A 25338-nucleotide genomic window follows, 5' to 3' on the forward strand; every position below is an offset into this window, starting at 1 on the left:
CCACACTAGGCGGCGACGCGTCCCCCGGAGCAGTAAGCCGTGCGACCGGGGTCGTCGTGCGGGGGCTCGGTCTGTGAGGATGCCGGGAGTACATGTGATGCCGGAAGACAGAAGGGCTGACCTCATGGCGCAGCAGGTGCAGGGCGTGATCGCGCGCGCGAAGGGCGAGCCGGTACGGATCGAGACGATCGTCGTGCCGGACCCGGGGCCGGGGGAAGCCGTGGTGCGGATTCAGGCCTGCGGGGTCTGTCATACCGATCTGCACTACCGCGAGGGCGGCATCAACGACGAGTTCCCCTTCCTCCTCGGTCATGAGGCGGCGGGCGTCGTCGAGTCGGTCGGCGACGGTGTCACCGAGGTCGCGCCCGGCGACTTCGTGATCCTCAACTGGCGTGCGGTGTGCGGTCAGTGCCGGGCGTGCCTGCGCGGCCGTCCCCAGTACTGCTTCGACACGCACAACGCCAAGCAGAAGATGACCCTCACGGACGGCACCGAGCTCTCGCCCGCGCTCGGCATCGGTGCCTTCGCGGAGAAGACCCTCGTCGCCGCCGGACAGTGCACCAAGGTCGACCCGAACGCCTCGCCCGCCGCGGCGGGGCTCCTCGGCTGCGGCGTCATGGCCGGTCTCGGCGCCGCCATCAACACCGGCAACGTGGGCCGCGGCGACTCGGTCGCCGTCATCGGCTGCGGCGGCGTCGGCAACGCGGCGGTCGTGGGCGCACGGCTCGCCGGGGCGGCGAAGGTCATCGCCGTCGACATCGACGACAAGAAGCTGGACACGGCGAAGAGCCTCGGCGCCACGCACACCGTCAACTCCCGCGCGGGCGACCCCGTCGAGGCGATCCGCGAGCTGACCGACGGCAATGGCGCCGACGTCGTCATCGAGGCGGTCGGCCGCCCAGAGACGTATGAACAGGCCTTCTACGCCCGTGATTTGGCGGGCACGGTCGTCCTGGTCGGCGTGCCGACCCCGGAGATGCGTATCGATCTGCCGCTCCTGGACGTCTTCGGGCGCGGCGGTGCGCTCAAGTCGAGCTGGTACGGCGACTGCCTGCCCTCACGCGACTTCCCGATGCTCATCGACCTCTACCAGCAGGGGCGGCTCGACCTGGACGCCTTCGTCACGGAGACGATCGCCCTGGCGGACGTGGAGAAGGCGTTCGAGCGAATGCACCACGGGGATGTCCTGCGTTCGGTGGTGGTCTTCTGATGGCGGCGCGCATCGACCACCTGGTCACATCGGGCACGTTCTCCCTCGACGGGGGCACCTGGGACGTCGACAACAACGTATGGATCGTGGGGGACGACAGCGAGGTCGTCGTCATCGACGCCGCGCACGACGCGGACGCCATCGCGGCGGCGGTCGGTGAGCGCCGGGTCGTCGCGATCGTGTGCACTCACGCCCACGACGACCACATCGACGCGGCCCCGGCACTCGCCGCCCGCACCGGCGCGCCGATCCTGCTGCACCCCGCCGACGCGGAGCTGTGGAAGCAGACGCACCCCGAGCGTGCCCCCGACGGTGAGCTGTCCGACGGTCAGGAACTCACCGTGGCGGGCGTGGAGTTGAAGGTGCTGCACACGCCGGGCCACTGCCTGGGCGCCGTCAGCCTCTACGCGCCCGCCCTGGGCGCGGTCTTCACCGGCGACACGCTCTTCGCGGGCGGGCCCGGAGCGACGGGCCGGTCGTTCAGCGACTTCCCGACGATCGTCGAGTCGATCCGGGACCGGCTCCTCACACTGCCGCCTCAGACGGTGGTGCGGACCGGGCACGGCGACAGCACGACGGTCGGCGCTGAGGCGCCGCAGCTGGAGGAGTGGATCGCCCGCGGTCACTGAGCTCCTCAACTGACGTACGCGACAAGGGCCCTGTCCCGCGTACGCGCCAAGGCCCCGCGTGGTTCGCCGCGCGGGGCCTTTCGCGTACTGGTCGCGTACTGGCCCTGTTCCGCGATCTCCGATAAGTTAGGCAAGGCTTACCTAATGGAGGTTGAAGGATGGGTGTCCGTCACGCCAGCACGTCCGTGCCCACCGCTGCGGCACGCGCTCGCTCGCTGCTCACCACCGCGTGGTCCTGCGCGGTGACCACGGAGATCGGCAGGGATGAGCTCGTCGGCGCGCACAGCGTCACGCCGGAGGGCATCCTCCTGCTGTCGCCGCCACCCGACAGCGCGCTGGCCACCGCGATGATCTGCGCGCCGCGCGGCGAACCCTCCACCCTGGTGGAGTTCGCCGACGTCTCGCCCGTGCCGGTCAGGGACCGGATCCGGGCCCGGCTCTGGCTCTCGGGGTCCCTGGTGCCCGACGGGGAGGGGTTCATCTTCGCGCCGACCTGCGCCGTCCTGCACGACGCGACCGGCGGGCGGATCGGCATCGACCTCGATGAACTCGCTCTCGCCGCCCCCGACCCGCTCGCGGAGGCCGAGGCGCGGCTGCTCACCCACCTCGCCGACGCGCACGAGGACGCCGTCGAGCAGCTGACCCGGCTCGTCGGTGCCGACAGCCTGCACGGTGTGGTGCGCGTACGGCCGGTCGCCATCGACCGCTACGCGCTCACGCTGCGGCTCGAGCGGGTGCGCGGCCAGGCCGATGTCCGCCTCGCCTTCGACGAACCCGTCGAGGATGTCGCCCAGGTCACCGAGCGCATGCACATCCTGCTGACCAAGGCCCGGCACCTGCGCCGTCCCCTACTGCGCCCCACGCCCCCCGACGCCTGAACCCGCCGACCGCATCGACCGGAGCGCGAGCACCAGGACGCCGATGTCATCGAGATACACCGGGTCCGGCAGCAGATCCGCCGGCAGGACGAGATAGGCGACCGCACCCCAGAACACCCACTGACGCTCGACCGGAAGCCCGGCCCTGCGCAGCGTCCGCCGCGCGCGGACCAGACGTACGAGCAGCGTGATCGCGACCGCGAGCGGCACGGCGACAAGCACCGCTCCGATGACGAGGAGGGGCATGACGTCCGTACTCATCAGACCCTGACCTCCGTTCCAACGCCCTCCCGTGACGGACGTTCTGCCTTCCCATGACCGATTATGGAGGCCGGCATCACCGCCAGCTCCTCCACACTCCTTCCGGGAAAGGCCGAGATGGGCCAGACGAGCCAGACGAGCCAGACGCTGATCACGGCCAAGCGGGTTCTGACCGGGCCGCGTGGCCGGCACGTCACGGACGGCGCCGTCCTGACGGAGGGTGCGGACATCGTCGCCGCGGGCACCCTCGCCGAGGTCGAGCCCTTGGTACGCGGCGTGGCGCAGCGGATCGCCCTGCCCGACGCCACGGTGCTTCCCGGCCTGATCGACGCCCATGTCCACCTGGTCTTCGACGCGAGCAAGGACCCGGTCGCCGTCCTCGACGCGCACAGTGAGACCACGCTCATGGCGGCGATGGAGGAGCGGGCGCTCCAGTTCCTGCGCAGCGGTGTCACCACGGTGCGCGATCTGGGTGACCGGGGCCGGCTCACTCTGCGCCTGCGCGAGGCGATCACCGCGTCCGAGGTGCCGGGGCCGCGGATCGTCGCCGCCACCACACCGCTGACCACCAAGGGCGGCCACTGCTGGTTCCTCGGCGGTGAGGTCGAGGGCGAGGACGAGATCCGTGCCCTGGTGCGGCGCAACGCCGAGCTGGGCGCCGACGTCATCAAGGTGATGGCCACCGGTGGCGGCCTCACCCGAGGCGGCCCCGCCACCTGGCAGTCCCAGTTCGGCGCCCCCGAGCTCCGCGTGATCGTCCGTGAGGCGCACCGGGCCGGTCTGCCGGTCGCCGCCCATGGACACGGCACGGCCGGGATCGTGGCAGCCGTGCTGGCGGGCGTCGACACCATCGAGCACTGCACCTGGATGACCCGCAAGGGCCTCGACCTGCGCGAGGACGTGCTGGACGCCATCGTCGCCAAGGGCATCCGGATCTGCCCCACGGTCAGCCCGAACTGGCGGATGCTGCCCATGTTCTTCGGCGCCGAGCGGGCCGAGGCGATGTTCGACCAGGTCCGCACGATGGCGGAGCGCGGCGCGCGGCTGATCGCCGGGACGGACGCGGGAGTCCAGCGCGCGGGCTGCGACGGCCTGGCCCAGAGCCTCGGCTTCTACCAGCACCTGGGGGTGGAACCCGACCGCGTCATCGACATGGCGACCACGGAGGCCGCCGACGCACTGGGCATCGCCGACCACGTCGGACGCCTGGCCGCGGGCTACCGCGCCGACCTGATCGCCGTGCACGGCGATCCGCTCAGTGACGTCGCGGCCCTGGGTGACGTACGCCTGGTCATGGCGAACGGCACGGTGGCGGACCATGAGTGACCGATCGGACCGCCGACGAACCCGGAAAACGGGGAAGGGGGATCAGCGGGCGGTGTACACGCCGTCCACCAGGTGGTAGCTGCCGTGGATGAACGAGGCCCGCTCGGAGAGCAGGAACACGATCAGCTCGGCGACCTCGTCGGAGTGACCGAGGCGGCCCGCCGGGTGCAGGGAGACCAGGGCGTCGTACGCCTCCTTGTCCATGTTCTGCAGGAGCGGGGTCTCGATGAAGCCGGGGCCGACCGCGTTCACACGGATCCCCTTCGCCGCGTACTCGGCGGCGGCCGTCTTGGTGAGGCCGACGACGCCGTGCTTGGCGGCGACGTAGGCGGGGGAGCCCGCGAAACCGACGGAGCCGAGGATCGAGGCGACGTTCACGATGGCGCCGGCGCCCGCGGCCTCCATGGCGGGGAGTTCGTAGCGCATCGAGTAGAAGACACCGTCGAGGTTGGTGCGCACGACGCGGTTGTACACCTCGATGTCGTACGCGCCCGTCGGCTTGCTCTCTCCGCCGATGCCCGCGTTGTTGACCGCGAGGTCGAGCGCGCCGAACGTGTCGACGGCGAACCGCACGGCGGCCTCGACCGACGCGGGCTCGGTGACGTCCACGGCGACGGCCGAGGCCTTGATGCCCTCGGCCGTCAGCTCGGCGGCGGCCTTCTCCGCGCCATCGGCGTTGTAGTCGGCGATGACGACGTTCGCCCCACCCCGGCCCACACGGCGGGCGGTGGCCAGGCCGATGCCGGAGGCGGCCCCCGTGATCAGCGCGGTCCTGCCCGCGAACTCGGTGGCGTAGTCGGGGACGGTGGTGGTGGCGGGGGATGTGCTCATGGTGCTCTTCACTTTCCTGTTGCGATGTGGGGGGCCGCGAGGGCGGCCTCCCCGGTGAGAACGGCGTAGGCCCGCTCCACATGCGCGGCGAGGTCTGCGTCGTCCGTGTCGTCGGCGGCGTCGGCGTCTTCGGCGTGTACGCCGCGGGCCCAGCTGCGCAGGGCGGCGGTCAGCACTCCGGCGGCGGCGCCGACGACTACGGCCGGGCGCTGGTCCCGGGCGGGGTCGGTGCCGAGGCGGTCGGCGATGATCCGGACGGATTCGTCCTGGGCGTTGACCCGGACGCGTTCGTACGCGGCGAACAGCGCGGGCTCCGTGTCGACGAGCGCGAGCAGCGCCCGCCTGGGGGCCCGGCGGCGCGCACCCGGGGCCTCCGGGTCGGTGAGCCAGTCCCGCACGGCCGCGCGATAGGCGGCCAGCGGGGGCTCGTCGGCGGGACGGACCCGCAGGGCCGCGTTGATGCGGTCGCCGTCGGCGCGGGTGAAGTCGAGCGCCGCGGCCTCCTTGCCGCCGAAGTGACGGCTGAAGGTTCGGCGCGTGACGTCGGCGCGCTCGGCGATGGCCTCCACGGTGACGGCCGCGAGGCCGTGCTCCAGGATCAGCTCGATGGCCGCGTCGGCGAGCGCTTCCCGGGTCTGCCGGGCCTTGCGCTGTCTGCGGTCCTCGCCGCTCCGATCGTTCATGTCTTCGACTGTACACCCATGATGTCCCAATGGGACATCTGTCCCGACGGGACTCAAGCAGAGTCCTACAGCGGCAGCGCGCACACCGCGAGGGGAGCGGCGAACGGCGTTCCCGTCAGGCGGAGTTCGCCGCTGCTCGCCACTTGGAAGACGCTCACCGAGCTCGACTTCTGGTTGGCCGCGAACAGCAGCCGCTGGGACGGCGAGAAGGCGATGTGGCGCGGGAAGTCCCCGCCGACGGGCACGGTGTCGAGCAGCCGCAGCCGGGCGCCGCCCGCATCGACGGCGTACCGCGTGAGGCTGTTGTGCCCGCGGTTGGCGAGATAGGCGAAACGGCCCTCGCGTGTGACGGCGAACTGTGCCGGATAGCTGGTGCCCTCACCGGTGCCGGTGGACTGTGGCGTACCCGGGGTCAGCCGACCGTCGACCGGGTCGTACGCGCAGACGACCACGGTGTTGTCGACCTCGTTGGCCAGATAGGCGTAGCGCCCTGAGGGGTGGAAGGTCAGATGGCGGGGCCCCGCGCCGGGCCGCAGGGAGGCGTACGAGACCTGGGTGAGCGTCCCCTTCTTCGTGTCGAGGCGGTAGGTGTAGACCGTGTCGTTGCCCAGGTCGACGGCGAGGATGTGCCCGCCGTCCGGGCTGGTCACGATCTGATGGGCGTGCGGCCCGTCCTGCCCCGGACCGGGGGGAGGGCTGGAGTGTGTGACCAGATCGGTCGACTCGCCCACTGCGCCGCCGTCTTCGATGGGGTGGACGGTCACGCTCCCGGAGAGATAGTTGGCGCTGAACAGCCATCGCCCGCTGGGATGTACGGACAGCTGGCAGGGCCCGGCGCCGCCGGTGCTCCGCGTGCCGATGACCCGGGGTTCTCCCGTCTCCGGGGAGAGTGAGACCGCGGTCACGCCACCCTCTTCCCGCTCATTGACGGTGTAGAGAGTCCTGCCCGAAGGGTGGAGGCAGAGGTAGGAGGGATCGGGCACGCCGGTCAGGGTCCCGGTGCCGGTGATGTGCCCCGTGGTCTCGTCGTACGTCGCCAGACCGAGGCCGGTGCCGCCGCCTGGCTGGGTGGTGTACGTGCCGAGGAAGAGGGGCCGTGCGCGACGCGGGGGCCGGACCAAGGGCGCGGCGGCCGCCGCGGGCGTGGAAGCGGAGATGGTGGTGCCGACAGCGACGGCGAGCGCTCCGATGAATCCGCGCCGCCCCCAGTCGCCCGCCGTGCGGTGCCCGTCGGTCTCGCCCGTCGTGCCGGTCATGTCTGCCTCCATGTCCGCAACCCATGTGTCGGTGGTGACGCATGTGACCATCACAGTGCTGCCCCCAAACGTCCGAGGACAAGAGGTACAACCAGAGTTGCGATGGCTCGCACGGTCTCCAGGCGTCTCCAGGCGTCTCCAGGCGTCTCCAGGCGGCGCGGACCTCGCCCTGCCCGGTGGAATCGCCCGTGGCGGTGACCGTCTACGCGCTCCTGATGCGCCCCCTCCGCTTGCGGCCTCCACGCCGCATCAGATACGGAGAGTGACGATGATGGGTGGGGCACCGAGATGTGTCGCGTAACGTCCCATGCTGGCCGATGATGTCACTCGAAGGTATGAACTGGCCTTGAGCGGGCAAGATGTAGATGCCAATCGCGGTGCCGCCCCAGACCCCGGCGGCGTCGGGCGCCGGTCTCACGGGCCGCGCCGCTCGCGTTGTCGTAACTCTTCGTATGCGGGGTGCAGGGACTTTGGGGGTGGACCATGGGTACGTCCGACCCGGGCTTCGGGTTGCGCCACCAGGTGGTGGGCGGGTCGCTCGTTCTGACATTCCGCGGTGAACTGGATGCCTGGGCCGACCAGGAACTCGCGCCGGGTTTGGCGGAGTTAGTGGACCGGCCCGGCCCCGGCATCGTGGCGGACCTGCGGCAGGTGACGTTTCTGGACGCCGGTGGCCTGCGGCTCCTTGTGCGTGTCAAGGGCCATGCGGCGGCGAGACGGCGCAGCCTGCGGCTCGTCCGCAGCAGGCCGCGCGTCTGGCGGGTCCTGCGCATCACCCGGCTCGACCGCAGCTTCACCGTCCTCGACGTCATGCCCGTCGAGCTCGACGGGCCCGGCGACCTTGACTTGCCCGACGGCGATGACATTCCGGCCTAGGTGAAGCAGGGTCCCGCCCGCTTCCGGCCAAATTTTCGGCCCGTTCCCGTGGGTCCACCGCTACGGAAATCGACCACTGTGAGCCACTGCTCCGATACGGTGTGCGAGTTGTTTATCCGTTTCCCGTGGATACGCGAGGAGTTGCTGAGTGGACCGCAGTTCTGTGATCCGGATCCGTACAGTGCTGTCCGCCCTGGGCGTGGCGACCGCGATGGCGGCCGCACCCATCGCGACGGCGTCCGCGGAGCCGCAGCCGGCGGCGGCGCCGGCGGCAGCGGCGTCTTCGTCCGCGGCGCGGCATGAGCCCTGCACCGGCGAGTTCCACAAGGACGCCCGCCTCGGCCCGAAGTGGCTCCCCAAGAAGTGGCAGGAGCCGGTCGGTCCGCTGCTCAAGGGCTGGCAGCGTACGGGCGGTCTGTCGCCGTCGTCGTTCCTCAAGAAGTACTGGGAAGGCCCCGCCGAATCGGGCGGCTGGAAGTACCCGCCGAACGACGGTTTCGAGACGGTCAACGGCCAGGTCGACAAGCACCCCGAGGAGCTGGCGGAGGGCGAGCTCCTGGACCGCTTCGGCTCGGAGTACGGCTCGTTCCTGGCCCCCGCCGGTGACTCGTACGCCGAGCGCGCGCTGCCCCCGCAGAACCTCAACACCCGTGACGCCGCGGTCGCTTGCGACTATCGCGTTTACGAGGTGAGCAAGCCGTTCTCCGTCTGGCAGGGCGGCATCGCCCCCTGGTTCGCGCAGCCCGGCGGAGGTCAGCAGATCAAGCTCGACCCGGTGTTCCTGAACCCGGGTGAGGGGCAGCGCCTGAACGTGAAGTGGCTCCTCGACCACGGCTACCTCGAGCCCGCGAACGACTAGGGCCTGATCCGAACGAGAGGCCCTGTCGTACCGATGGACATCCGTGGGCTGCCCGCCGCACTGCGCGAAGCCGGTGTCGCCGACGGCTACTACTGGATCGAGGGCGTCCACGAACCGGCCCCCACGCCCCCCGACTTCGTCTATCTGCGGAGAACCGGGGGCGGCGGGGCGTGGGAGACCGGAACGTACGAACGCGGAACGCACCACCCCCTCGACCGGCACACGGACGAGGGGGAAGCCTGCGCGCAGCTGCTGCGGCTACTGCTGTGAGACGGCGAGCGCCTCGTGCTCGCAGGCGTCGTCGATGCCGTACGTGTCCCACGCGGGGAACGGGTCATCCCCCGAGATCCCGTGCTCCTCCGGTCTCCGGAACGTGATCGCCGTTCAGCTCTCGCACCCATCCTGGGGCCTGCTGTGCCCGCTCCAGGTCGAACAGGCCGGTGCCCAGGACCTGTCGGGGATCGACGTGGCCGTGGGTCGCGGTCGCGACGCGGGCCGCGGACAGAACGGTCACCGGCAGTCGCCCGCTCAAACCCGTCAGCCCTCGGGGCGCAGCAGGCCGCGCTCGTACGCCTTGGCCAGTCGCTGGGGCACCAGATGGGCGGAGCCGTCGACGGTGACCGGCACGAGCCGCGGGGTGCTGGCCTTCCACTGTGCTCGGCGGTGACGGGTGTTGCTGCGGGACATTTTCCGCTTGGGTACGGCCATGGTTTCGGTCCTTTCTCGGCGTGGGACGTCGAGGCTATATGAAAATGGATCCCATTTCGAATTAGGGTCCGGTGGCTTGACCCTCACGTCGCGTCAGGCCGCAGGCTGTACGTGACGAAAGGCGAGGTCCATGAGTTACACCGTGGGGCAGGTCTCCGGGTTCGCGGGGGTCACCGTCCGCACTCTGCATCACTACGACCGCTCCGGGCTGCTCGTGCCCAGCGAGCGGAGTTCCGGCGGGTACCGCCTGTACAGCGAGGCCGATCTGGCACGTCTCCAGCAGATTCTCTTCTACCGCGAACTCGGCTTCGCCCTCGAGGAGATCGCGGAGATCCTCGCTGACCCGCAGGCCAACGCGCTCGATCAGCTGCGGGCCCGGCACAAGGCCCTTGTGGAGCAGATCGGCAAGCTGGGCCGCCTGGTCGAGGTCGCCGAGCGGGCCATGGACGTCCAGCAGACGGGCGTGCGGCTCAGCCCGCAGGAGCGGTTCGAGGTGTTCGGCGAGATCACCTTCGACCTGAGCTACGCCACCGATGCCGGACTGAAATGGGAGAACAGCGCGGGGCACCGGGAGGCGATGAGCCGCGCCGCCGCGCACTCCAAGGAGGACTGGGCGCGGCTCATGAGTGAGGCCGCGGCCTGGCGGGCCGAACTCATCAAGGCGTTCGAGGAGGACGAACCCGCCGAGGGGAAGCGCGCCACGGACCTCGCCGAGGAGCACCGGCAGCACATCAGCCGCTGGTTCACGCCCTGCCCGCCCGCCATGCACCTGCGCATCGCCGACGACTTCGTCACCGATCCGCGTGCCTTCGCCCTCGTCGTGCCGCCTTCGGAGCAGCGCCCCGGCCTTGCCGCGTTCCTGCACGCGGCGGTGCGGGCCAACGCGGGAGCGGGCGGGAGCGAGGTGGGGAGCCGATGAGGATTCTGCTGGCCGCCGCCGGGTCGTACGGTGATGTCGCCCCGTACACCGGCCTCGGTGTCCGACTGCGCGAGGCGGGACACGACGTCACCCTTGCCACGCAGGAGTCCTTCGCCGCGCTGGTGCGGTGCGCCGGGCTCGCGTTCCGTCCGCTGCCCGCCGACACGAGCGCGGGCGGCGGTGCGGGAAAGCGGCAGCTGATGCGCACGGCCGCCGCGTTCGTACGGGAACTGGGGGCCGGGCTCGTCGATGCCGTGGAGCCCGGCACCGACGTACTGCTCCTCTCGACGACCACCGCTCCGCTCGGCTGGCAGGTGGCCGAGGCCATGGATGTACCGGCGTTGGGCGTCTATCTGCAACCCACCCATCCCACACGGGAGTTCGCGCCGGTGGTGAGCGGCGGACGATCGCTCGGCGGCCTGGGAAACCGCGCCATGGGGCGCTTCTCGCTGCGGATGGCCGACCGTGTCTACGCCGACGCGGTCGCCGACCTGCGGGCACGTCTCTCGCTGCCGCCGGCTGCCCAGGGCGCTGTCCGGCGGCGCCGGGAAGCAGTCGGGTGGCCGGTCCTGCACGGATTCAGCCCGGCCGTGGTGCCCAGGCCCGCGGACTGGCGCGCCGGGCTCGATGTCGTCGGCAACTGGTGGCCGCACCACGACCCGGACACCGCGCTGCCCGCCCCCGTCGAGGATTTCCTGCGGGCCGGACCGCCGCCCGTCTTTATCGGGTTCGGCAGCATGGCCGCGGGTGACGGGGAGCGGCTGAGCGAGATCGCCGTCGCGGCGCTGCGCCGGGCCGGGCTGCGGGGAGTTCTCCAGGAGGGGCGGGCAGGGCTGATGGGGCACGGCGACGACATCCTCACCGTCGACGAGGCGCCCCACGCGCTCCTGTTCCCGAGGATGGCCGCCGTCGTCCACCACGCGGGCGCCGGGACCACGGCGGCGGGGCTGCGGGCCGGGGCGCCCGCGGTCCCCGTACCGGTCATGGCCGACCAGCCCTTCTGGGCCGCACGGCTCGCCGCCCTGGGCGCCGCCACCACTCCCGTCCCCTTCAAGGAGCTCACCGCGGAACGGCTCGCCGAGCAGCTCGGTCGTGCGGTGCGCGAGGACTCGTACAAGGAAGCCGCCGGCTCCGTCTCCCGACGGATACGCGCGGAGGACGGCGCGGGGCACGTCCTCAAGGCGGTCGGGAACCTCGGCTAAGGGATCACCATCTCCTCGCCGCCCACCACCACGACCTCGGTCCGCGTCCCCGGGATGTCCTCGGGACGTATCCGCAGAATGTCCCGCGACAGCACGACGAAGTCGGCGAGCTTGCCCACGGTGAGTGAACCCCGTTCGTCCTCGAGGAAGTTGGCGTACGCGGAGCCCATCGTGTAGCCGTGCACGGCGGTCTCCACGTCCAGGGTCTCCGTGGGCTGCCAGGCTTCGCCGCCCTCCAGGGGGCGGCGGGTGAGGGCGGTGTAGATGCCCGCCATCGGGTCCATCTCGGCGACGTTCCAGTCGCTGGACAACGCGAGCACCGCCCCCGCCTCGTGCAGGCTCCGCATCGGCCAGGCCTTGTGCCACCGGTCGGCGCCGATGTTCTCGGCCCAGTCCTGTCCTGGCCCCGCGATGTCGGGGGCGCAGTGGCGCGGCTGCATACAGGCGACGACGCCGAGTCCGGCGAAGCGCGGGGTGTCGGCGGGGTCCAGGCACTCGACGTGGACGACCTGGTGGCGGGCGTCGCGCGGTCCGTTGAGGGAGCGTGCGTGCTCGACGGCGTCCAGGACCGTGCGGATGCCCCGGTCACCGGTGGCGTGCACGAAGCATTGGAAGCCGCGTGCGTCGAGCTTCGCGAGCAGCTCCGCGAACTCGTGCGCCGGGTAGAACGTGTCGCCCCGATGCCGCCCGCAGCCCGCGTACGGCTCCAGGAGCGCGGCCGTGCGCGGCTCGACGACATCGTCGATGTACAGCTTCAGCGGCCCGACCCGAAGGCGGTCGTCCGCGAACCGATGCGCGGCGGCCGCGAAGTCGTCCAGATCCGCGTCGGTCGTGCCGCGCGGATGGAAGAGCGCGGCGACGATCCGCGAACGCAGCCGCCCCTCCGCGCGGGCGCGGGTGAACAGCTCCAGGTCGTCCAGGGAGTTCTGCGGCTCGACGACCGTGGTGATGCCGAAGCCGATCGCGTCGTCCAGGCTCTTGGCAAGGCGCCCGTACTGCCGGTCGGGCGACGCCCACGGCAGACCGAGCTCGCGCAGTGCCCGGTGACCGTCGCGGGAGAGCCCTTTGATGGCGAAGTCCTTGATGAAACCGGTGGGTTCGCCCGTCGTCGGGTCCGTCTCGGCGCGGCCGAACGGCAGCGACGTATGGCCGCGGTCGACGCCCAGACGGCGCAGGGCGGCCGTGTTGAGCCACGCGGTGTGGACGTCGTAACTGAGGACGAAGGCGGGTGTGCCGCCCGTGACAGGGTCGAGATCGGCGGCGTTCGGCATACGGCCGCCGGGGATCGCGGAGTAGTCGAAGGCCTCGGCCTCGATCCAGGAGGCGTCCGGGTTCTCCGCACGCCAGGCGCGGATGCGGTCGTGGATCTCGCCGAGGGTGCGCGCCCCGGCGAGCTGCACGCAGGAGTCGTCGGAGCCGAGGCGTACGTGATTGTGGGCGTCGATGAAGCCGGGCAGGACGAGGCGGCCGTGCCCGTCGACGATCCGCGTGCCTTCGCCCGTCCAGGAGTCCGCGCCGCTGTCGGCCCCGAGCCACACGATGCGCCCGTCCCGGACCGCGAGGGCCTCGGCCGATGGGAGGTCCGGGTCGACGGTGTGGATACGGGCGTTGCGCAGGACGAGGTCGGCGGGGGCAGGGGCAGGGGCGGTGGTGCTGGTCATGAGGGGTGAGCTCCTGGGGTGGTGCGGGTGATGCGGGTGGTTCGTGTCGTACGAGGGGTGCTTCACGCGGAGGTGGAGCGCGGAGCGGCGGCTGCGGACGAGGGAGCGGGGATGCCGCGGCGGGCGAGAGCCCAGTACGCGAGCCCGGCCACGACCGAGCCGAGCAGGGTGAGATCACCGCCGCCGAGCGGCGCGACCAGCGGTCCCGTCCACAGCTCCGAGTCGCAGGTGAGCGCGGCGAAGGCCATCCCGGCGACGAGGGCGGCGACACCGGCCGGGTGGAATCCGGCCCGGTACCAGTACGCGCCGCCGCGCCCGGTGGTGTGCAGCGCCTGCGTGTCGTACCGGCAGCGCCGCAGCAGCATGTCGGCGAGGAACACCCCGCCCCACGGTGCGAACACGATGATCAGCAGCGAGAGGAAACTGAGCAGGGACTCGGTGAAGTCGGTCAGGAACAGCGCGCCGAGCGAGCCGAGCGCCGTCACGACGACGCTGATGACGATGGCCTTCGCGCGATTCCAAGGGATGCCGAGAACCTGGAGGTTCAGGCTGGAGGAGTAGAGCGTGAGGATCGAGTTGGTGACTGAGCCGCCGAGCACGAGCAGCAGGAACACCGGCTGGAACCAGCCGGGCAGCAGCTTCTCCACCCCCGCGACCGCGTCCGTCATATCGGCCTGCGTGGCGGCGGCGACGCCCGCGACGCCGAGCGCGACGGAGGAGACGAGACCGCCCAGCGCGCCGGTGACGGTGATCGAGCGCAGCGAGGTGTCCCGGGGCAGATAGCGGGTGTAGTCGGCGGGCATCGGCAGATACGAGAACGGCCCCGCCAGCATCACCACGAACGCGAGCGTCCAGCCGGAGAAGTCCGCGCCGCTGCCCGATGCCGCACCGAAGTCGGCATCGGGCAGCACGAAGACGAGCAGCACGCCGAAGCCCGCGGCCAGGACGTACGCCATCCAGCGTTCGGCGAGCTGCACGGTGGCGTGCCCCCACATCGCCACCGCGAACGTCATCGCGAGGGTCACCGCGAGCGCGAGGGCGCGTGCCACGTCCCCGCCGCCCGCCAGACCCAGGTCTGTGAAGAGGGCTTCGAGGGCGAGCGTGCCGACCACGGTGTTGACGATGGTGTAGCCGATGGAGACCACCCAGTTGAGCAGTCCGGCCGGGAAGTTGCCGAGGATACCGAAGGCCGCACGGGAGATGACGAGGGTCGCGGTGCCGGTGCGGATGCCGCTGAGGCCTGCCGCGCTGATGACGAAGAAGGAGAGCCCGCCGATCACGACCACGGCGGTGGCCTGCCAGAAGCTGAGGCCGAAACTGACGGCGAGGGCGCCGTTGATGACGTAGGTGAAGGTCAGATTGGAGCCGAACCAGAGCCAGAACAGATCCTTGGCGCTGCCGTGCCGGTCTTCGTCCGGGATCGGGTCGATGCCGTGGGTCTCGACCCGGAACACCTCGTCGCTGGTGACTCCCGTGCCGATCCCGTTGGAATCCGGGGCCTGTCGTGCCATGCGGGCACCTCACTCTCCGGCATCCAGACTTTGAATGCCGTTCTATTTCCTAGAACGGCATTCAAAATGCGCCATGGGTCGGGGAGACGTCAAGACCCTGCGGGAAATCGGTCGCGGACACCGGGGATAAGGTCGGCAGGGTGGAGCAGGACGCGGGGACCGGAACGGGAGCAGGCGTGGCACGACGGCGGGACGGGCAGGTCGCGCGGGACCGGATGCTCGAAGAGGCGATGACGGCGATCGCCGAGAACGGCCTCGCCGCGCTCACCATGTCCGCGCTCGCCGATCGCCTGGGCACCAGCGGCGGCCACATCCTGTACTACTTCGGCAGCAAGGACCGCCTGCTCCTGGAGGCGCTGAGCTGGAGCGAGGCCGCGCTCACCGAGGAGCGCCGCGCGCTGCTCGCGGGCCGGGCGGCACCCGCCCGAAAGCTCGACCGCTTCTTGCGGATGTACTTGCCCAAGGGGCCGCGCGATCCCCGCTGGATGCTGTGGATCGAGCTCTGGGCGCGGGCCGGGGCGAACGAACCGCTCCGCGCGGCCCAGGACGATCTGGACCGCGGCTGGCAGCGGGATCTGGAGGCCCTGCTCACGCAGGGCGCGGCTCAGGAGGCCTTCGAGGTGGACGACGCGGCGGGCCGCGCCGGTGAACTCCTCGCGCTCCTCGACGGCCTGAGCACCCGGGTCGTCCTCGGGCAGCGTGGTGCGGACCGCAGGGGAGCCCTCGCATCCGCGCGCTCGGCGGCCGAATGTCTCGTCGCACGCCCCGAAACGACCGGCGCGTAGCCCGAGCGGCCGAACGGGCAGGTCGTGATGGTCAAGACGGAGCCGGAGCGTGGAAGCCTCTGAGCATGACCGAAAGCGCGAGCCTCCATATGGCGAACCCCAGGATCACGGTCCTCGGTGTCAACCCCGGCCGACCACCCTTCCGCATCGTGGAGCTCGACGGCGAGGTGGTCGGCGAGGCCAGGGAGCTCGTCGACGTCCTGGAGGTCGCCGCTCAGCTGGGCGTCGTCCTGCACGACGTGGACGATCCGGATGCCGTGCGCTGGGTGGGCGGCGACAAGTTCACCTGGAAGCCGAAGGAGTCGAGGGAGCCGAGGGAGTCGAGGGAGTCGAGGGAGCCGAGGGAATTGGAGGAGGCGAAGGAGCCGATGGATTAGAAGGTGCCGGAGTCGTCGAAGCAGCTGAAGCGCCGCGACTCCGGGGGTGGGGATGGGGATGGGGATACGGATAGGGGCCGGGATCGGGCTCGAGGTCGTAGATCCTGTTCAGGAGCTCGGCCTCGTTGCCCGTCAGGCCCGCGCGGCGCAGCGCTTCGTCCGCCTCCGCGATGGGCCCGGCGAGCAGCGACGCCGCCGCTGCCGGTGCGGGTCCTGACAGCGCGGCTCGTGCGGTGTGCAGCAGCCGCAAGCAGGCCTGGGCGGCGGCCAGTTCAGGGGTCGGCGTGCCGGTCATGTCGAGAGCTCCTCTGCGCGGGGTCGGACGGCCCGATGGTTCGCACCGCTGAACCCTCCACTCTTGCGCACGGGTCTGACAATCGCGTCCCTACGCTGCCGTGGCGCGGCGGGTGAGCCGCAGGGTGAGCCCCTCCGGCATGAGCGTGAGGCGCTCGGCGACCCGCAGTTGGTACCCCGGCTCTGCGTGCAGGTCGTAGCGGCGAAGGAGCAGGCCAAGTACCAACGTCGCCTCGTGCAGCGCGAACTGGCGGCCGATGCAGGCCCGCGCGCCGGTGCCGAACGGCTTGAAGACATGGGCAGGACGTGCGCGTACGGCCGAAGGGGCGAACCGGTCGGGGTCGAATTCCTCGGGCCGCTCGCCCCACGCCGTCGGATCGCGGTGCAGGAGCGTGGCGAGTACGAGAGCCCAGGCACCCTCACGCATGGGGTGGATGCCGCCGATGGTGGTGTCGTGCAGGGCCTGGCGGGAGAAGCCGGGCGCGGTCGGCCAGAGCCGCAGCGACTCGTCGAGGACGCGGCGCAGATAGCGCAGCTTGGCGACCTGCTCGTAGGCGGGTTCCGCCGCCTCTCCCCAGACCCGGTCCACCTCGGCCTGCGCGCGGGCCAGGACTTCGGGGGAACGGGCGAGGTAGTGCAGGGCGAAGGAGAGGGCGCCCGAAGTCGTCTCGTGTCCGGCGACCAGGAAGGTGATGACCTGGCGCCGGATGTTCTCGGCGGAGAGCCGCTCGCCGGTGTCGGGGTGGGCGACCTCCAGCATCCGGTCGAGCAGGTCGCCGTTGCCGGGGCCCGAAGCGGCGCGGCGGGCCGCGACCACGTCGTCGACGGTGCGGTTGAGGTAGGCCATGTCGGCGGCGTTGCGCCGGGTGGCGCCGCGCAGCACGAGCGGGGCGAGCGCGGGCGGTACGACGTTGCGGCGCTGGGCGTAGGAGAGCGTGCCGACCATCGCCGACACGAAGGGGTGCGGCCTTGACCGCTCGAAGGAACCGAAGTCGTGGCCGAAGCCGGTGCGGGCGATCGTCTCCAGGGTCAGCTTCGTCATGTCGCCGGGCACGTCCACGGCCCGGCCCGCCGCTTCCCGCGCGTCCCAGCGGGCCGTCAGCTGCCGGGCGACGTCCAGCATCAGCGGGTGGTAGCCCGCCATCGCGTCCCGGCTGAAGCCCGGCGCGAGGATGTCGTGCGCCAGCTGCCAGTTGGGCTCGTGGTTGTACGCGGTGAACAGGCCGTCACCGGCGACCGGCCGCAGATTGGCGACGCCGAGCCCCACGTGCTTGGCGAACCGGGACTCGTCGGCGAGCTCGGCCGCGAGCTCGGAGCCCCAGACGAAGACGATCTCCTTGCCGAAGGCCTTGCGGCGGAAGATCGGGCCCAGGCTGCCGCCTATCCGCATCGAGTCCTGCACGGGTGTGCGGACGTTGGCGCCCAGTACGTCGCCGATCAGTGGCAGGCGGCGCGGCGGATGCGGGATGAGGTCGAGACGCGGCCACCCGAGCTCGGCGCTGCGGAACCCTTTGGGGGGCTCGGCACCCCTCGCCACCTGCGAGGTCTGCGACACCTGCGCCATATGTGCCATCTCCCTTGTGCCACGGGCCCATTGAGCCTGTTGTACGTGTCTGTTGTACGTGGATTCAATAAGGGCTCCCAGTCTGGTCCCGCTGTTGAATCCACGTCAAGTAAGGTGCTCGCATGGCCGCGAAACCGCAGGAGCGCACGCGCCGCAGACTCAGTACGGAGGAGCGCAGGGAGCAGCTGCTCTCGGCGGGCGCGCGGCTCTTCGCCCAGAATCCCTACGACGATGTGTGGGTCGAGCGGGTGGCGGAGATCGCGGGAGTCTCACGCGGCCTGCTCTACCACTACTTCCCGACCAAGAGCGACTTCTTCGCGGCGGTGGTGCAGCGCGAGAGCACCCGCATGTTGCGCCTGACGGCAGCTGTCCCGGGCATCCCCGTCCGCGATCAGATCGGGACGGGCCTCGACACGTTCCTCGCGTACGTCGAATCCCACGCGGAAGGCTTCCGCGCCTTCCACCGTGCGGAGGAGACGGGCGACGCCACGGTCCGCAGGATCTACCGGGAAGGCCTGGCGGCCCACGAGGACCAGATCCTGGAGGCGCTGGCCGCGGACCCCGAGACAGCGTCCACCCCCCACGACCTGCCCACCCTGCGCCTGGCCGTGCGCGGCTGGCTCGCCTTCATGGTCGCCGTCTGCCTGGAGTGGCTTGAGGAGCCGGAGCTGCTGCCGCGCGCACAGGTGCGGGATCTGTGCGCCAGGGCGCTGCTCGGCGCGATCGCGCCGTGAGGTGACTGTCGCGTGCCCCCCTCGCCGGCCCCCGCGCGTTCAGGCGGCCATCGCGGGCGGCCTCGTCACCGCCACCACGCGTCCGTCCGGAAGCAGCTCGCCGGTGTCGTCGAAGACGATCGTGCCGTTGCACAGCAGGCTCCAGCCCTGTTCGGGGTGGGCGGAGAGGATCCGGGCCGCGAGGTGGTCGGGGCTGTCGGCGGGCGGGCACGGGGGCTGGTGGGCGCACATGGTGTACCTCCGGGTGGGGGTCGCGAACCTTGTGCGCGGCCCGGTCTTGTTCGGTTTCTCCTTGTGTGAGTGAAGACTCCACCGGAGACATCAACTCATCGCACGGAGAGGCTACTTGTGACCTCAGGCGGGGAGGAAACCGGCCCTGAAGTGCGCCAGGAGTGCGGTATTTGACGTGGTGTCCACGTCCGACAGACGGCCCGCCGCCCAGAGGAAGAAGTCGTCCGACTCCGCGTCGATCCAGTCGTACGTCGGGTCGAAAGGGCCGGTGTCCGGTGCGGGGTAGAGGAGTTCGAGGGCCGTTCCCCGCGCGCCCTCGACCGTGAAGCGGCGGGTGCCGTTCGGTCCTGCGGACTGATGGGCGGTCACTTTTCCGCAATCCCAGCGGCGTTGACCGTGCTGGAGCCAGAGGGTCGGCTCCGCGTCGGACGGGTCGGCGTACAGTGCCGCCGCTGCCGACCCGTCGCCCACATGGACGAAGCCGTGGCAGGGGGTCGGACGCGGGGGACAGGAGACCCGTACGGGGGTCGAGGGCCCACGTCCGGCCGTGGTGGTCGTAATCCTGGAGCACCATGGGCGTCAGACGCGCGGCGGGATGCCGAGTTCCCGGTCGACGGCGGCGCTGGTGCGCGTCGACGCCTCGATGACCTTCGCCCAGCTGCCGTACTTGGCGAACTGCTGGTCCGCTGTCGGGCCGAGCGGGTTGCCGTACTTGTCCATGTTCCGCTGCTCCAGTGCCTGGACCGCCTCGGGGGACATGCCGGCCCGGGTGATGTCCTTGGCGTCGTTGCGCATGTCGACGAGGACGCGGGCGATCTCCTCGTCGGAGCGGCCCTCCTCGTGCATACGGTCCGCCACGCGCTCCATGGTGTCCAGGAGCCGGTGGTAGCGCAGCCGCACCTCGCGCGCCTGCTCCCGCTCCTCCGGGCTCATCTGCCGGATCAGGCAGACGGCGGGATCCTTGCTGGTGCACGGCTCGGTGGGTGCGGGCGGCGGGGCCAGGAGCCTGGCGACGGCGGGGGCGTGCCGCGCAGGTGCGGCCGCGTGGGCGTGTGCCGGGGCGAGCAGGGTGCCGCTGAGGGTGGTGAGCAGCGGGAGGAGGAAGAGGACGACGATGCGGGGGACGGCAGTAGCGGCCATGAGACGGGCACGCACGTAAGAACTCTCCTTCACCTGGGAGTTGGGGCGAAGGGGACATTACGGCTCGATAACGGCCACGGGTGGCCGCCCTCGCGGCGCGTCCGGGTGATGCATCGGGTGCGCCCGGCGTACCGGGTGTCTCACCCCACCCGGCAGCAGGCAGCAGGCAGCAGGCTCAGCGCGTGCGGTGCCAGCTGCATCTCGAACTGGGTCGCCGGATCGTGCGGCCGGTCGCCGGATACTTCGCCGAGCTGTCGAAAGCGATGCGGATGGGCGTCAGCAGTCCTGGTCTCAGCCATGACGTCTTCGGGCGCCACGATCGGCCAACACCGGGAGCGATGGCTCGGCGCTTCCCGCGGGGAGGATCCGCGCGTAGATCGACCGGGCCCGCTCCGCCTCGGCGCGGGCCGACTCCGTGCGGTGCACGGCGTCCAGGAGTGCAGCCAGATCGCCGCGGGTCTCGGCCTCACCGTGCCGGATGCGCAGGCGCGGCGTGAGCGCGGCGCGCAGGTGCCGCTCGGCCTCCTCGTGACGGGCCAAGTGGGTGTATCCGTAGCCGATGCCGTTGAGCGCCATGGCCTCGGTGTGGGGTTCGCCGATCCGGCGGGCGAGATCGGCGGCCCTGCGGTGCCACCCCGTGCCCTCCGGGTGGGCTCCCGCGTAGCAGTGGGAGAGCCCCAGCGCGATCATCGCCCACGCCTGGCTGTGTGGATTGCCGATCTCCTGGGCCAGCTTGAGCGCCTGCGAAGACGTCCGGCCGGAGGCGGCCGCATCGCCCAGCTCCAGCTGGACCAGGGCGGTGCCGAGCAGGGCACTGGACCAGCTCCCGCTTGAAGGTGATCAACCGCTGCTCCTACTCCGTCACCTACCACGTGATCCTCGACAGTCACTCGGACTACTGGCGGAAGGTCCCCTCCAGCTACTACTGGACGTCGAGCTGGAAGTGGCCCGCGAAGCTGGACAAGATCGGAGCCTGACCCGGCTGAACGAGGCGTCCCGCACAGGGAGGGAGCGTGCGAGGCGCCTCGTCGTGGCATAGGTCGAGGGCGCTCAGCGGACCGTTACATTGACCACGGGCGAGATGGCGCCGCCACCGACGATGCGCAGGGCGTTGCGCCCCTTGAGGCCGATCTTGACCCGCATGTTGTACGTCGCGGAGCGCGTGGTGTTCATCGACGCGGGCAGCGACACCCACCGCTTGCCCTGCTTCTGCTGCAGCGTGACGCGCGTTCCGGTCCGCATGTGGTGGCTGACTCCGTAGATACGGAACTGCTGCCAGGCGCGCACACTGCCCACGGTCGCCTTCGCCGTCAGTGTCGGTCGCGGGGCCGCGGCCGGGGCGGTCGCGGATGCGTGCGGGGTCGCGGCGGTGGCACCCGCCGCTGCCGGGCCTGTCAGAACGGCGATGGCCGCAAGCCCTGCCACCGACGCGTACTTCAGTTTCAACCGGTTCACGGTCAACTTTCCGTCTCCATTCAGCTGTTGACTTTGCTGTTGACTTTGTTGTTGGGTTCGCTGGTGATTTCGCTGTTGCTTTCTCTTCTGGTCCCGCCGCCGAGATAGCTCTTCCAGCCGCCTTCGGGGCGCTGCCCCACTCCGAGTCCGCGCAGCTTGGCGAGGACGGCGGGGTCCTGGACGTCGAGCCAGTCGACGAACTGCCGGAAGGAGACGAGGCGTACGTCCTTCTTTCCGGCCATCCCCTTGAGGGCTTCCTCGACGGCGTCCATGTAAATGCCGCCGTTCCACTCCTCGAAGTGGTTGCCGATGAAGAACGGCGCGCGATTCGTCTCGTACGCCCGTCGGAAACCGGCGAGGTAGGACTCGGTAGCCTGCGTGCGCCAGCCGGGATAGTTGTACGAGGGTGCCCGCGTCGAGTTCTTCGACTGGTTGGCCAGGACGTTGTAATCCATGGAGAGGACTTCGAACCGGTGCCCGGGGAACGGGATCTGCTGGAGCGGCAGATCCCATACGCCGAGGCGTTTTCCCGGCCATTGCTGGAGGCCGCCGGGCGACGAGGAGTCGTAGCGCCAGCCGAGATCGCGGGCGACGGGCAGCAGATTGTTCCGGCCGAGGAGGCACGGAGTGCGGCCGCCGACGAGTTCCTTGTCGTAGTCGAAAGGCAGCGAGGGCAGATCGGTCCAGCCGGTGTTCGTCCGCCATTCCTTGACGAAGGAGGTGGCCTGGTCGATCTCGCTCTGCCATTGCGCGGGCGTCCAGTTGGCGACGCTGCCGGTGCCTGTGCAGAAGTGCCCGTTGAAGTGCGTGCCGATCTCATGGCCTTCGAGCCAGGCCTGGCGGACGTACTTGAGGGTTTCCTTGATGTGACCGTCGGTGAGATAGCCGATGTCGGAGGCGCCGACCGCGTTGTTCGGCGGCTTGTAGAGCCGCTTCTTGGACTCGGGGAGCAGATAGACCCCGGAGAGGAAGAATGTCATCCGGGCGTCGTGATCCTCGGCCAGCTTCAGAAAACGCGGGAAGAGGCCGTTGCCGACCTCGCCCGCGCCGTCCCAGGAGAAGATCACGAACTGCGGGGGCGTCTCACCCGGCTGGAGGGGGACGGGCGTGTCCGGCTGGTTCGGCTGCTGTCCCGTGTACGCCGTCGAACCGTCACCGATCGGCTTCGCCGCACGCTGTTTCCGTTTCTGTTGCGGCTTCTGCTTCTGCTGCGCACCGTGCTGACCGGAGACTGAACCCGGATCCTCGGAGTCCTTCACACCGCACCCGGCAAGGCCCACGCCCGCGGTCACCGCAAGCCCCAGACCCAGCGCGTGCCTTCGGCCGACCGCGTGCATACTCACTCCGTTCACTCGCTTCCTGGTCGGAGCATCTGTAGACCGCGGGAAGATGAATGAATCAGGTGAATAAGTATCTTTTATGAGATTTGACCCGGAATAAAATCTTACGGAGAGTCGCTAAGTGCGGGCGCAGATGGACTGTTCTGTCGCAGAAGTGACGGAACGTAAGAATTGATGGTCCATCAGTGGGCCGCGAGGTGCCCATGGGTGGCCCGGCGGCGCGTCTCAGGTGCCGGGTGGATTCCACCCGCACGGAGGGATGCGCTCCGCCGCCCCGCCGAGTGCGGGACCGCGCTCGATCTCGGCGATCAGCTGACGGACCGAGGCGCCGCCGAGCGGCCCGGCCACGGAGGTGACTGCGGCGAGGGACTTGTGCGCGCGGCGCCAGGCGCTGCTGCGGCGGCCGCGCAGATGCTCGACGAGGGCGTGCGCGTACTGCGTTACGGAGCGCGTCCATATGTCGTGCCGCAGCTGCGTACCGGCCGATGCGCGACGGACGCTGCGCAGTGCGTCGGCCGGGCGGACGCGCGCCTGGACCACAGCGAGCTCGGCCCAGCTGACGGCGGCCGGTGGACCGTGCACCGCATGGGAGGGGATGGTGTGAGCGGCCTCCCGCAGATGCTCGATGGCGCGCTCGGTGTCGCCGCCCCGCAGTTCGAGGATGCCCTGCGCGTGGGATACCCGGCCGACGGTGGCGTCGTCGCCGGTGAGGACGGCCACGCGCCAGGCCTGGCCGAGGAGTTCCCCGGCGTCCGGGGAGCCCGTGCACGCCGCGAGCCAACCGGCCAGCCAGAGGGCCCGCCCGCAGACGAGGGTGTCGGAGCGGCCGAGGGGCAACAGCCGCCGCAGATGCTCACGCCCCTCGGCGGCATGCCCGCACACAGCCCACCAGAACCACAGGTCGACGGCCATGCCGAGCGCGGTCGCGCTCTGGTCGGCGGTGTGCGGGCCACGCTCGAGGGCGGCGCGCAGATTGGGCTCCTCGTCGCTGAGGAGCAGGGTCGCCTGCTCGTGCCGCCCGGTGCTCCACAACTGATGGGCGGTCGAGGCGACGGTGCTGTACCAGGTCAGATGGCGGGCGGCCGCCGCGGCGGACTCCCCGACGGATTCGAGGCGCTCGGCACCGAACCCGCGGGCCGCCGCGGACAGCCGGTACCGGGGCTGGAGCACCCCACCGGGATCGCGCACCGGCTCTAGCACCGAAGCCAGGACGAGCCGCGCCAGGCAGGAAGCCACCCGCGCGGGGGCGAGTCCGCCGCCCGCGCACACGTGCACGGCGGCATCTTCGTCGAACGCGCCCGCGAAGACACTGAGCCGCGCCCAGACGCTCCGCTCGGCCTGCCCGCACAACGCGTAACTCGCGCCCACCGCGGCCCTCAGGGACCGGTGCCGCCGTAAGGGCGCTTCCGGCCTGCCGAGCCACCCTTGCGCGGGCCGCAGCATCCGCGCGAGCTGCGCGGGCGGATGCTGGGCGGTCTGCTCCGCGGCGAGCTCCACAGCCAGTGGCACGCCTTCCAGCCGAGCGCAGATGTCGCTCACGGCACGCAGCTCGGCTTCGTCGGCTTCCTCAGGGAGGGGTTCAGGGGAGGCTCCGAGCCGGACACCACGCGCCCGCTCCATGAAAAGCCGCACAGCGGGCCCGGGTTCCTCCCCGGCGCCGGGCACGGTGACCGGGAGCGGTCCGAGACGCAGCACCAACTCCTGCCCCAGGCCGAGGGGATGACGCCCGGTGGCGAGTACGCGCACGCCCGGAGCGCGCTGCAACAGAAACTGCACGAGACGTACGCACTCGTCGCGCACCGGGTCGAAGTCATCGAGGACGACGAGCACACGGCGGTCCCGAAGCCGGGAGATGAGCTCACGCTCGCTGACGTTCAGCGGGTCTGCGCTGCCTTGCGTGTCCTCGGGGGGATGGGAGTGGGGATGGGGGTGCGGGGCGCAGTGGTGGGTCGTCTGCTCGGGGGGCGTCTGCCGGCCTCCGGCGCTTCGTCCGGCCGCCCGGCCGTCCTGCCCGTCGGCGGACGCCTGTCTGTCGCCGGCCACGCCGATCCGGTGTTGCCTACCGTCCCCGTATTCCCTAGCGTCCCCGTGATCCTTGCCGTCCCCGTCTTCCCTGCCGCCCCCATCCGTCTCCCCGTCCATCGCGAGCACCACCGCCCGCGCTACCGACCGGCCCCGCACCGGGGGCCCGCCGTCCCACCACCGCACCATCACCACGCCGTCCGGCAGCTGGCCGCCCACCGCGGCCGCGGCATGAGCGGCCAGGGTGCTCTTGCCGATGCCCGCGCCACCCGCCACTGTCACCAGCCTGCTCTGGGCCAGCAGGCGGCGGAGTCTCTGCAACTCTTCCGCCCGGCCCATCAGCCCACCCCCGCGAACACGCACTGCCCTGTCATCCCCTTCACGCTCGGGCCCTCCACGCCGCGAGCTCACTGCCCGCCGATGCCACACTCGCCGTGCAGAATCGTCACTGCATCGAGTTCGACAGATCCTCTAACTCCGCGCCTCGATCTGGGTTACGGGGCGAGTCACGGGGCGCCACGGGGCGAGGGGGCCGAGCCAGTCAGGTAGATCAGCCGTCACCGGCGTCCTGCTTGGCGTGACCAGG

29 protein-coding genes and 1 pseudogene are annotated in these 25338 nt (G+C 70.8%); 14 read left to right on the top strand and 16 right to left on the bottom strand.

Features of this window, described 5'->3' with window-relative positions; genetic code table 11:
- Positions 1-124 precede the first annotated feature (124 nt).
- From ACGFSB_RS23535 to ACGFSB_RS23545, 3 genes are all read left to right on the top strand, one after another.
- Positions 125-1210, top strand: coding sequence for an S-(hydroxymethyl)mycothiol dehydrogenase (locus ACGFSB_RS23535; RefSeq protein ID WP_393402496.1), 1086 nt, complete (start codon positions 125-127; stop codon positions 1208-1210).
- Positions 1210-1839 (top strand): MBL fold metallo-hydrolase, encoded by a 630-nt coding sequence (locus ACGFSB_RS23540; protein WP_393402499.1) that lies wholly within the window; start codon positions 1210-1212, stop codon positions 1837-1839. Before ACGFSB_RS23535 ends, ACGFSB_RS23540 begins: the two co-directional genes overlap by 1 nt.
- Before the next feature lie 158 nt (positions 1840-1997).
- On the top strand, positions 1998-2717 hold the full coding sequence (locus ACGFSB_RS23545) for a DUF2470 domain-containing protein (RefSeq protein ID WP_393402502.1): 720 nt from the start codon (positions 1998-2000) through the stop codon (positions 2715-2717).
- On the opposite strand, the gene ACGFSB_RS23550 is transcribed toward ACGFSB_RS23545, so the two are convergent.
- Complete coding sequence (locus tag ACGFSB_RS23550) at positions 2688-2978, bottom strand: YkvA family protein (protein ID WP_393402505.1); 291 nt, start codon at positions 2976-2978, stop codon at positions 2688-2690. The two genes, ACGFSB_RS23545 and ACGFSB_RS23550, sit on opposite strands and share 30 nt — an antisense overlap.
- A gap of 117 nt (positions 2979-3095) precedes the next feature.
- On the opposite strand from ACGFSB_RS23550, the gene ACGFSB_RS23555 reads away from it, so the two are divergent.
- Entirely contained in the window at positions 3096-4304 is a 1209-nt protein-coding gene (locus ACGFSB_RS23555) for an amidohydrolase family protein (RefSeq protein ID WP_393402508.1), read from the top strand.
- Positions 4305-4346: 42 nt separating this feature from the next.
- Here ACGFSB_RS23555 and ACGFSB_RS23560 read toward each other — a convergent pair whose 3' ends face one another.
- From ACGFSB_RS23560 to ACGFSB_RS23570, 3 genes are all read right to left on the bottom strand, one after another.
- Positions 4347-5135: an SDR family NAD(P)-dependent oxidoreductase gene (locus tag ACGFSB_RS23560; RefSeq protein WP_393402510.1), complete on the bottom strand. Its 789-nt coding sequence runs from the start codon at positions 5133-5135 to the stop codon at positions 4347-4349.
- A gap of 8 nt (positions 5136-5143) precedes the next feature.
- Positions 5144-5818, bottom strand: coding sequence for a TetR/AcrR family transcriptional regulator (locus ACGFSB_RS23565; RefSeq protein WP_393402513.1), 675 nt, complete (start codon positions 5816-5818; stop codon positions 5144-5146).
- A gap of 65 nt (positions 5819-5883) precedes the next feature.
- Entirely contained in the window at positions 5884-7074 is a 1191-nt protein-coding gene (locus tag ACGFSB_RS23570) for a lactonase family protein (RefSeq protein WP_393402515.1), read from the bottom strand.
- A 483-nt stretch (positions 7075-7557) separates the two neighbouring features.
- On the opposite strand from ACGFSB_RS23570, the gene ACGFSB_RS23575 reads away from it, so the two are divergent.
- The 3 genes from ACGFSB_RS23575 (at position 7558) to ACGFSB_RS23585 (ending at position 9079) form a co-directional block, all read left to right on the top strand.
- The gene (locus tag ACGFSB_RS23575; protein ID WP_393402518.1) at positions 7558-7950 is read left to right on the top strand and encodes an STAS domain-containing protein; all 393 of its coding nucleotides are present in this window, start codon (positions 7558-7560) and stop codon (positions 7948-7950) included.
- Positions 7951-8161: 211 nt separating this feature from the next.
- Complete coding sequence (locus ACGFSB_RS23580; protein ID WP_393402788.1) at positions 8162-8809, top strand: TNT domain-containing protein; 648 nt, start codon at positions 8162-8164, stop codon at positions 8807-8809.
- 33 nt (positions 8810-8842) lie between these two features.
- A complete protein-coding gene (locus ACGFSB_RS23585; protein WP_393402520.1) occupies positions 8843-9079 on the top strand; it encodes a hypothetical protein in 237 nt (78 codons plus the stop codon).
- Here ACGFSB_RS23585 and ACGFSB_RS23590 read toward each other — a convergent pair.
- Positions 9068-9308: pseudogene (locus ACGFSB_RS23590) on the bottom strand (hypothetical protein); the annotation flags it as partial. The gene ACGFSB_RS23585 and the pseudogene ACGFSB_RS23590 overlap by 12 nt on opposite strands.
- 38 nt (positions 9309-9346) lie before the next feature.
- A complete protein-coding gene (rpmF, locus tag ACGFSB_RS23595; protein ID WP_393402523.1) occupies positions 9347-9517 on the bottom strand; it encodes a 50S ribosomal protein L32 in 171 nt (56 codons plus the stop codon).
- Between the two features lie 130 nt (positions 9518-9647).
- Here rpmF and ACGFSB_RS23600 point away from each other — a divergent pair, with 130 nt between their 5' ends.
- Together ACGFSB_RS23600 and ACGFSB_RS23605 are read left to right on the top strand one after the other, a co-directional pair.
- Entirely contained in the window at positions 9648-10436 is a 789-nt protein-coding gene (locus tag ACGFSB_RS23600; RefSeq protein WP_393402526.1) for a MerR family transcriptional regulator, read from the top strand.
- Complete coding sequence (locus ACGFSB_RS23605) at positions 10433-11638, top strand: glycosyltransferase (RefSeq protein WP_393402529.1); 1206 nt, start codon at positions 10433-10435, stop codon at positions 11636-11638. Before ACGFSB_RS23600 ends, ACGFSB_RS23605 begins: the two co-directional genes overlap by 4 nt.
- On the opposite strand, the gene ACGFSB_RS23610 is transcribed toward ACGFSB_RS23605, so the two are convergent.
- The gene (locus ACGFSB_RS23610) at positions 11635-13299 is read right to left on the bottom strand and encodes an amidohydrolase (RefSeq protein WP_393402532.1); all 1665 of its coding nucleotides are present in this window, start codon (positions 13297-13299) and stop codon (positions 11635-11637) included. The two genes, ACGFSB_RS23605 and ACGFSB_RS23610, sit on opposite strands and share 4 nt — an antisense overlap.
- A 62-nt stretch (positions 13300-13361) precedes the next feature.
- Positions 13362-14810: a purine-cytosine permease family protein gene (locus ACGFSB_RS23615; RefSeq protein WP_393402534.1), complete on the bottom strand. Its 1449-nt coding sequence runs from the start codon at positions 14808-14810 to the stop codon at positions 13362-13364.
- 215 nt (positions 14811-15025) lie between these two features.
- On the opposite strand from ACGFSB_RS23615, the gene ACGFSB_RS23620 reads away from it, so the two are divergent.
- The 3 genes from ACGFSB_RS23620 to ACGFSB_RS23630 all read left to right on the top strand — a co-directional run bounded on the left by ACGFSB_RS23620 (position 15026) and on the right by ACGFSB_RS23630 (position 16319).
- Positions 15026-15595, top strand: a complete 570-nt coding sequence (locus tag ACGFSB_RS23620; RefSeq protein ID WP_393402790.1) for a TetR/AcrR family transcriptional regulator — start codon at positions 15026-15028, stop codon at positions 15593-15595.
- A 65-nt stretch (positions 15596-15660) separates the two neighbouring features.
- Entirely contained in the window at positions 15661-15972 is a 312-nt protein-coding gene (locus ACGFSB_RS23625; protein WP_393402537.1) for a hypothetical protein, read from the top strand.
- 125 nt (positions 15973-16097) lie between these two features.
- Positions 16098-16319: a hypothetical protein gene (locus tag ACGFSB_RS23630; RefSeq protein ID WP_393402540.1), complete on the top strand. Its 222-nt coding sequence runs from the start codon at positions 16098-16100 to the stop codon at positions 16317-16319.
- A gap of 38 nt (positions 16320-16357) precedes the next feature.
- Here ACGFSB_RS23630 and ACGFSB_RS23635 read toward each other — a convergent pair whose 3' ends face one another.
- Positions 16358-17830 carry a cytochrome P450 gene (locus ACGFSB_RS23635; RefSeq protein ID WP_393402543.1) on the bottom strand — a complete coding sequence of 491 codons (1473 nt, stop codon included), beginning with the start codon at positions 17828-17830 and terminating at the stop codon, positions 16358-16360.
- A 122-nt stretch (positions 17831-17952) separates the two neighbouring features.
- On the opposite strand from ACGFSB_RS23635, the gene ACGFSB_RS23640 reads away from it, so the two are divergent.
- Complete coding sequence (locus ACGFSB_RS23640; RefSeq protein ID WP_393402546.1) at positions 17953-18564, top strand: TetR/AcrR family transcriptional regulator; 612 nt, start codon at positions 17953-17955, stop codon at positions 18562-18564.
- Between the two features lie 39 nt (positions 18565-18603).
- On the opposite strand, the gene ACGFSB_RS23645 is transcribed toward ACGFSB_RS23640, so the two are convergent.
- The 4 genes from ACGFSB_RS23645 to ACGFSB_RS23660 all read right to left on the bottom strand — a co-directional run bounded on the left by ACGFSB_RS23645 (position 18604) and on the right by ACGFSB_RS23660 (position 20625).
- The gene (locus ACGFSB_RS23645; RefSeq protein WP_393402549.1) at positions 18604-18795 is read right to left on the bottom strand and encodes a DUF5999 family protein; all 192 of its coding nucleotides are present in this window, start codon (positions 18793-18795) and stop codon (positions 18604-18606) included.
- 123 nt (positions 18796-18918) lie between these two features.
- The gene (locus ACGFSB_RS23650; RefSeq protein ID WP_393402552.1) at positions 18919-19164 is read right to left on the bottom strand and encodes a hypothetical protein; all 246 of its coding nucleotides are present in this window, start codon (positions 19162-19164) and stop codon (positions 18919-18921) included.
- A gap of 210 nt (positions 19165-19374) precedes the next feature.
- Positions 19375-19950 (bottom strand): hypothetical protein, encoded by a 576-nt coding sequence (locus tag ACGFSB_RS23655; protein WP_393402554.1) that lies wholly within the window; start codon positions 19948-19950, stop codon positions 19375-19377.
- A gap of 276 nt (positions 19951-20226) precedes the next feature.
- Positions 20227-20625 (bottom strand): tetratricopeptide repeat protein, encoded by a 399-nt coding sequence (locus tag ACGFSB_RS23660; protein WP_393402557.1) that lies wholly within the window; start codon positions 20623-20625, stop codon positions 20227-20229.
- Between the two features lie 140 nt (positions 20626-20765).
- Between ACGFSB_RS23660 and ACGFSB_RS23665 the strand changes: the two genes are divergently transcribed.
- Positions 20766-20912, top strand: coding sequence for a hypothetical protein (locus ACGFSB_RS23665; protein ID WP_393402560.1), 147 nt, complete (start codon positions 20766-20768; stop codon positions 20910-20912).
- A gap of 73 nt (positions 20913-20985) precedes the next feature.
- Here ACGFSB_RS23665 and ACGFSB_RS23670 read toward each other — a convergent pair whose 3' ends face one another.
- The 3 genes from ACGFSB_RS23670 to ACGFSB_RS23680 form a co-directional block, all read right to left on the bottom strand.
- On the bottom strand, positions 20986-21390 hold the full coding sequence (locus ACGFSB_RS23670) for a hypothetical protein (protein ID WP_393402562.1): 405 nt from the start codon (positions 21388-21390) through the stop codon (positions 20986-20988).
- Between the two features lie 20 nt (positions 21391-21410).
- Positions 21411-22727 (bottom strand): hypothetical protein, encoded by a 1317-nt coding sequence (locus ACGFSB_RS23675; RefSeq protein ID WP_393402564.1) that lies wholly within the window; start codon positions 22725-22727, stop codon positions 21411-21413.
- 228 nt (positions 22728-22955) lie between these two features.
- A complete protein-coding gene (locus ACGFSB_RS23680) occupies positions 22956-25091 on the bottom strand; it encodes an ATP-binding protein (protein ID WP_393402566.1) in 2136 nt (711 codons plus the stop codon).
- Positions 25092-25338 lie beyond the last annotated feature (247 nt).

The sequence above is a fragment of the Streptomyces sp. NPDC048441 genome (assembly GCF_043200235.1).
In the GTDB taxonomy this organism is placed as follows: Bacteria; Actinomycetota; Actinomycetes; order Streptomycetales; family Streptomycetaceae; genus Streptomyces.

Bases quoted from the DNA above. Each gene is read 5' to 3' on its own strand.
- ACGFSB_RS23550 (WP_393402505.1), bottom strand. From the start codon at position 2,978: ATGAGTACGGACGTCATGCCCCTCCTCGTCATCGGAGCGGTGCTTGTC.
- ACGFSB_RS23645 (WP_393402549.1), bottom strand. From the start codon at position 18,795: ATGTGCGCCCACCAGCCCCCGTGCCCGCCCGCCGACAGCCCCGACCAC.
- ACGFSB_RS23680 (WP_393402566.1), bottom strand. From the start codon at position 25,091: ATGGGCCGGGCGGAAGAGTTGCAGAGACTCCGCCGCCTGCTGGCCCAG.
- ACGFSB_RS23540 (WP_393402499.1), top strand. From the start codon at position 1,210: ATGGCGGCGCGCATCGACCACCTGGTCACATCGGGCACGTTCTCCCTC.
- ACGFSB_RS23580 (WP_393402788.1), top strand. From the start codon at position 8,162: ATGGCGGCCGCACCCATCGCGACGGCGTCCGCGGAGCCGCAGCCGGCG.
- ACGFSB_RS23615 (WP_393402534.1), bottom strand. From the start codon at position 14,810: ATGGCACGACAGGCCCCGGATTCCAACGGGATCGGCACGGGAGTCACC.
- rpmF (WP_393402523.1), bottom strand. From the start codon at position 9,517: ATGGCCGTACCCAAGCGGAAAATGTCCCGCAGCAACACCCGTCACCGC.
- ACGFSB_RS23535 (WP_393402496.1), top strand. From the start codon at position 125: ATGGCGCAGCAGGTGCAGGGCGTGATCGCGCGCGCGAAGGGCGAGCCG.
- ACGFSB_RS23620 (WP_393402790.1), top strand. From the start codon at position 15,026: ATGCTCGAAGAGGCGATGACGGCGATCGCCGAGAACGGCCTCGCCGCG.
- ACGFSB_RS23545 (WP_393402502.1), top strand. From the start codon at position 1,998: ATGGGTGTCCGTCACGCCAGCACGTCCGTGCCCACCGCTGCGGCACGC.
- ACGFSB_RS23625 (WP_393402537.1), top strand. From the start codon at position 15,661: ATGACCGAAAGCGCGAGCCTCCATATGGCGAACCCCAGGATCACGGTC.
- ACGFSB_RS23640 (WP_393402546.1), top strand. From the start codon at position 17,953: ATGGCCGCGAAACCGCAGGAGCGCACGCGCCGCAGACTCAGTACGGAG.
- ACGFSB_RS23555 (WP_393402508.1), top strand. From the start codon at position 3,096: ATGGGCCAGACGAGCCAGACGAGCCAGACGCTGATCACGGCCAAGCGG.
- ACGFSB_RS23570 (WP_393402515.1), bottom strand. From the start codon at position 7,074: ATGACCGGCACGACGGGCGAGACCGACGGGCACCGCACGGCGGGCGAC.
- ACGFSB_RS23605 (WP_393402529.1), top strand. From the start codon at position 10,433: ATGAGGATTCTGCTGGCCGCCGCCGGGTCGTACGGTGATGTCGCCCCG.
- ACGFSB_RS23565 (WP_393402513.1), bottom strand. From the start codon at position 5,818: ATGAACGATCGGAGCGGCGAGGACCGCAGACAGCGCAAGGCCCGGCAG.
- ACGFSB_RS23585 (WP_393402520.1), top strand. From the start codon at position 8,843: ATGGACATCCGTGGGCTGCCCGCCGCACTGCGCGAAGCCGGTGTCGCC.
- ACGFSB_RS23575 (WP_393402518.1), top strand. From the start codon at position 7,558: ATGGGTACGTCCGACCCGGGCTTCGGGTTGCGCCACCAGGTGGTGGGC.
- ACGFSB_RS23660 (WP_393402557.1), bottom strand. From the start codon at position 20,625: ATGATCGCGCTGGGGCTCTCCCACTGCTACGCGGGAGCCCACCCGGAG.
- ACGFSB_RS23610 (WP_393402532.1), bottom strand. From the start codon at position 13,299: ATGACCAGCACCACCGCCCCTGCCCCTGCCCCCGCCGACCTCGTCCTG.
- ACGFSB_RS23675 (WP_393402564.1), bottom strand. From the start codon at position 22,727: ATGCACGCGGTCGGCCGAAGGCACGCGCTGGGTCTGGGGCTTGCGGTG.
- ACGFSB_RS23600 (WP_393402526.1), top strand. From the start codon at position 9,648: ATGAGTTACACCGTGGGGCAGGTCTCCGGGTTCGCGGGGGTCACCGTC.
- ACGFSB_RS23635 (WP_393402543.1), bottom strand. From the start codon at position 17,830: ATGGCGCAGGTGTCGCAGACCTCGCAGGTGGCGAGGGGTGCCGAGCCC.
- ACGFSB_RS23560 (WP_393402510.1), bottom strand. From the start codon at position 5,135: ATGAGCACATCCCCCGCCACCACCACCGTCCCCGACTACGCCACCGAG.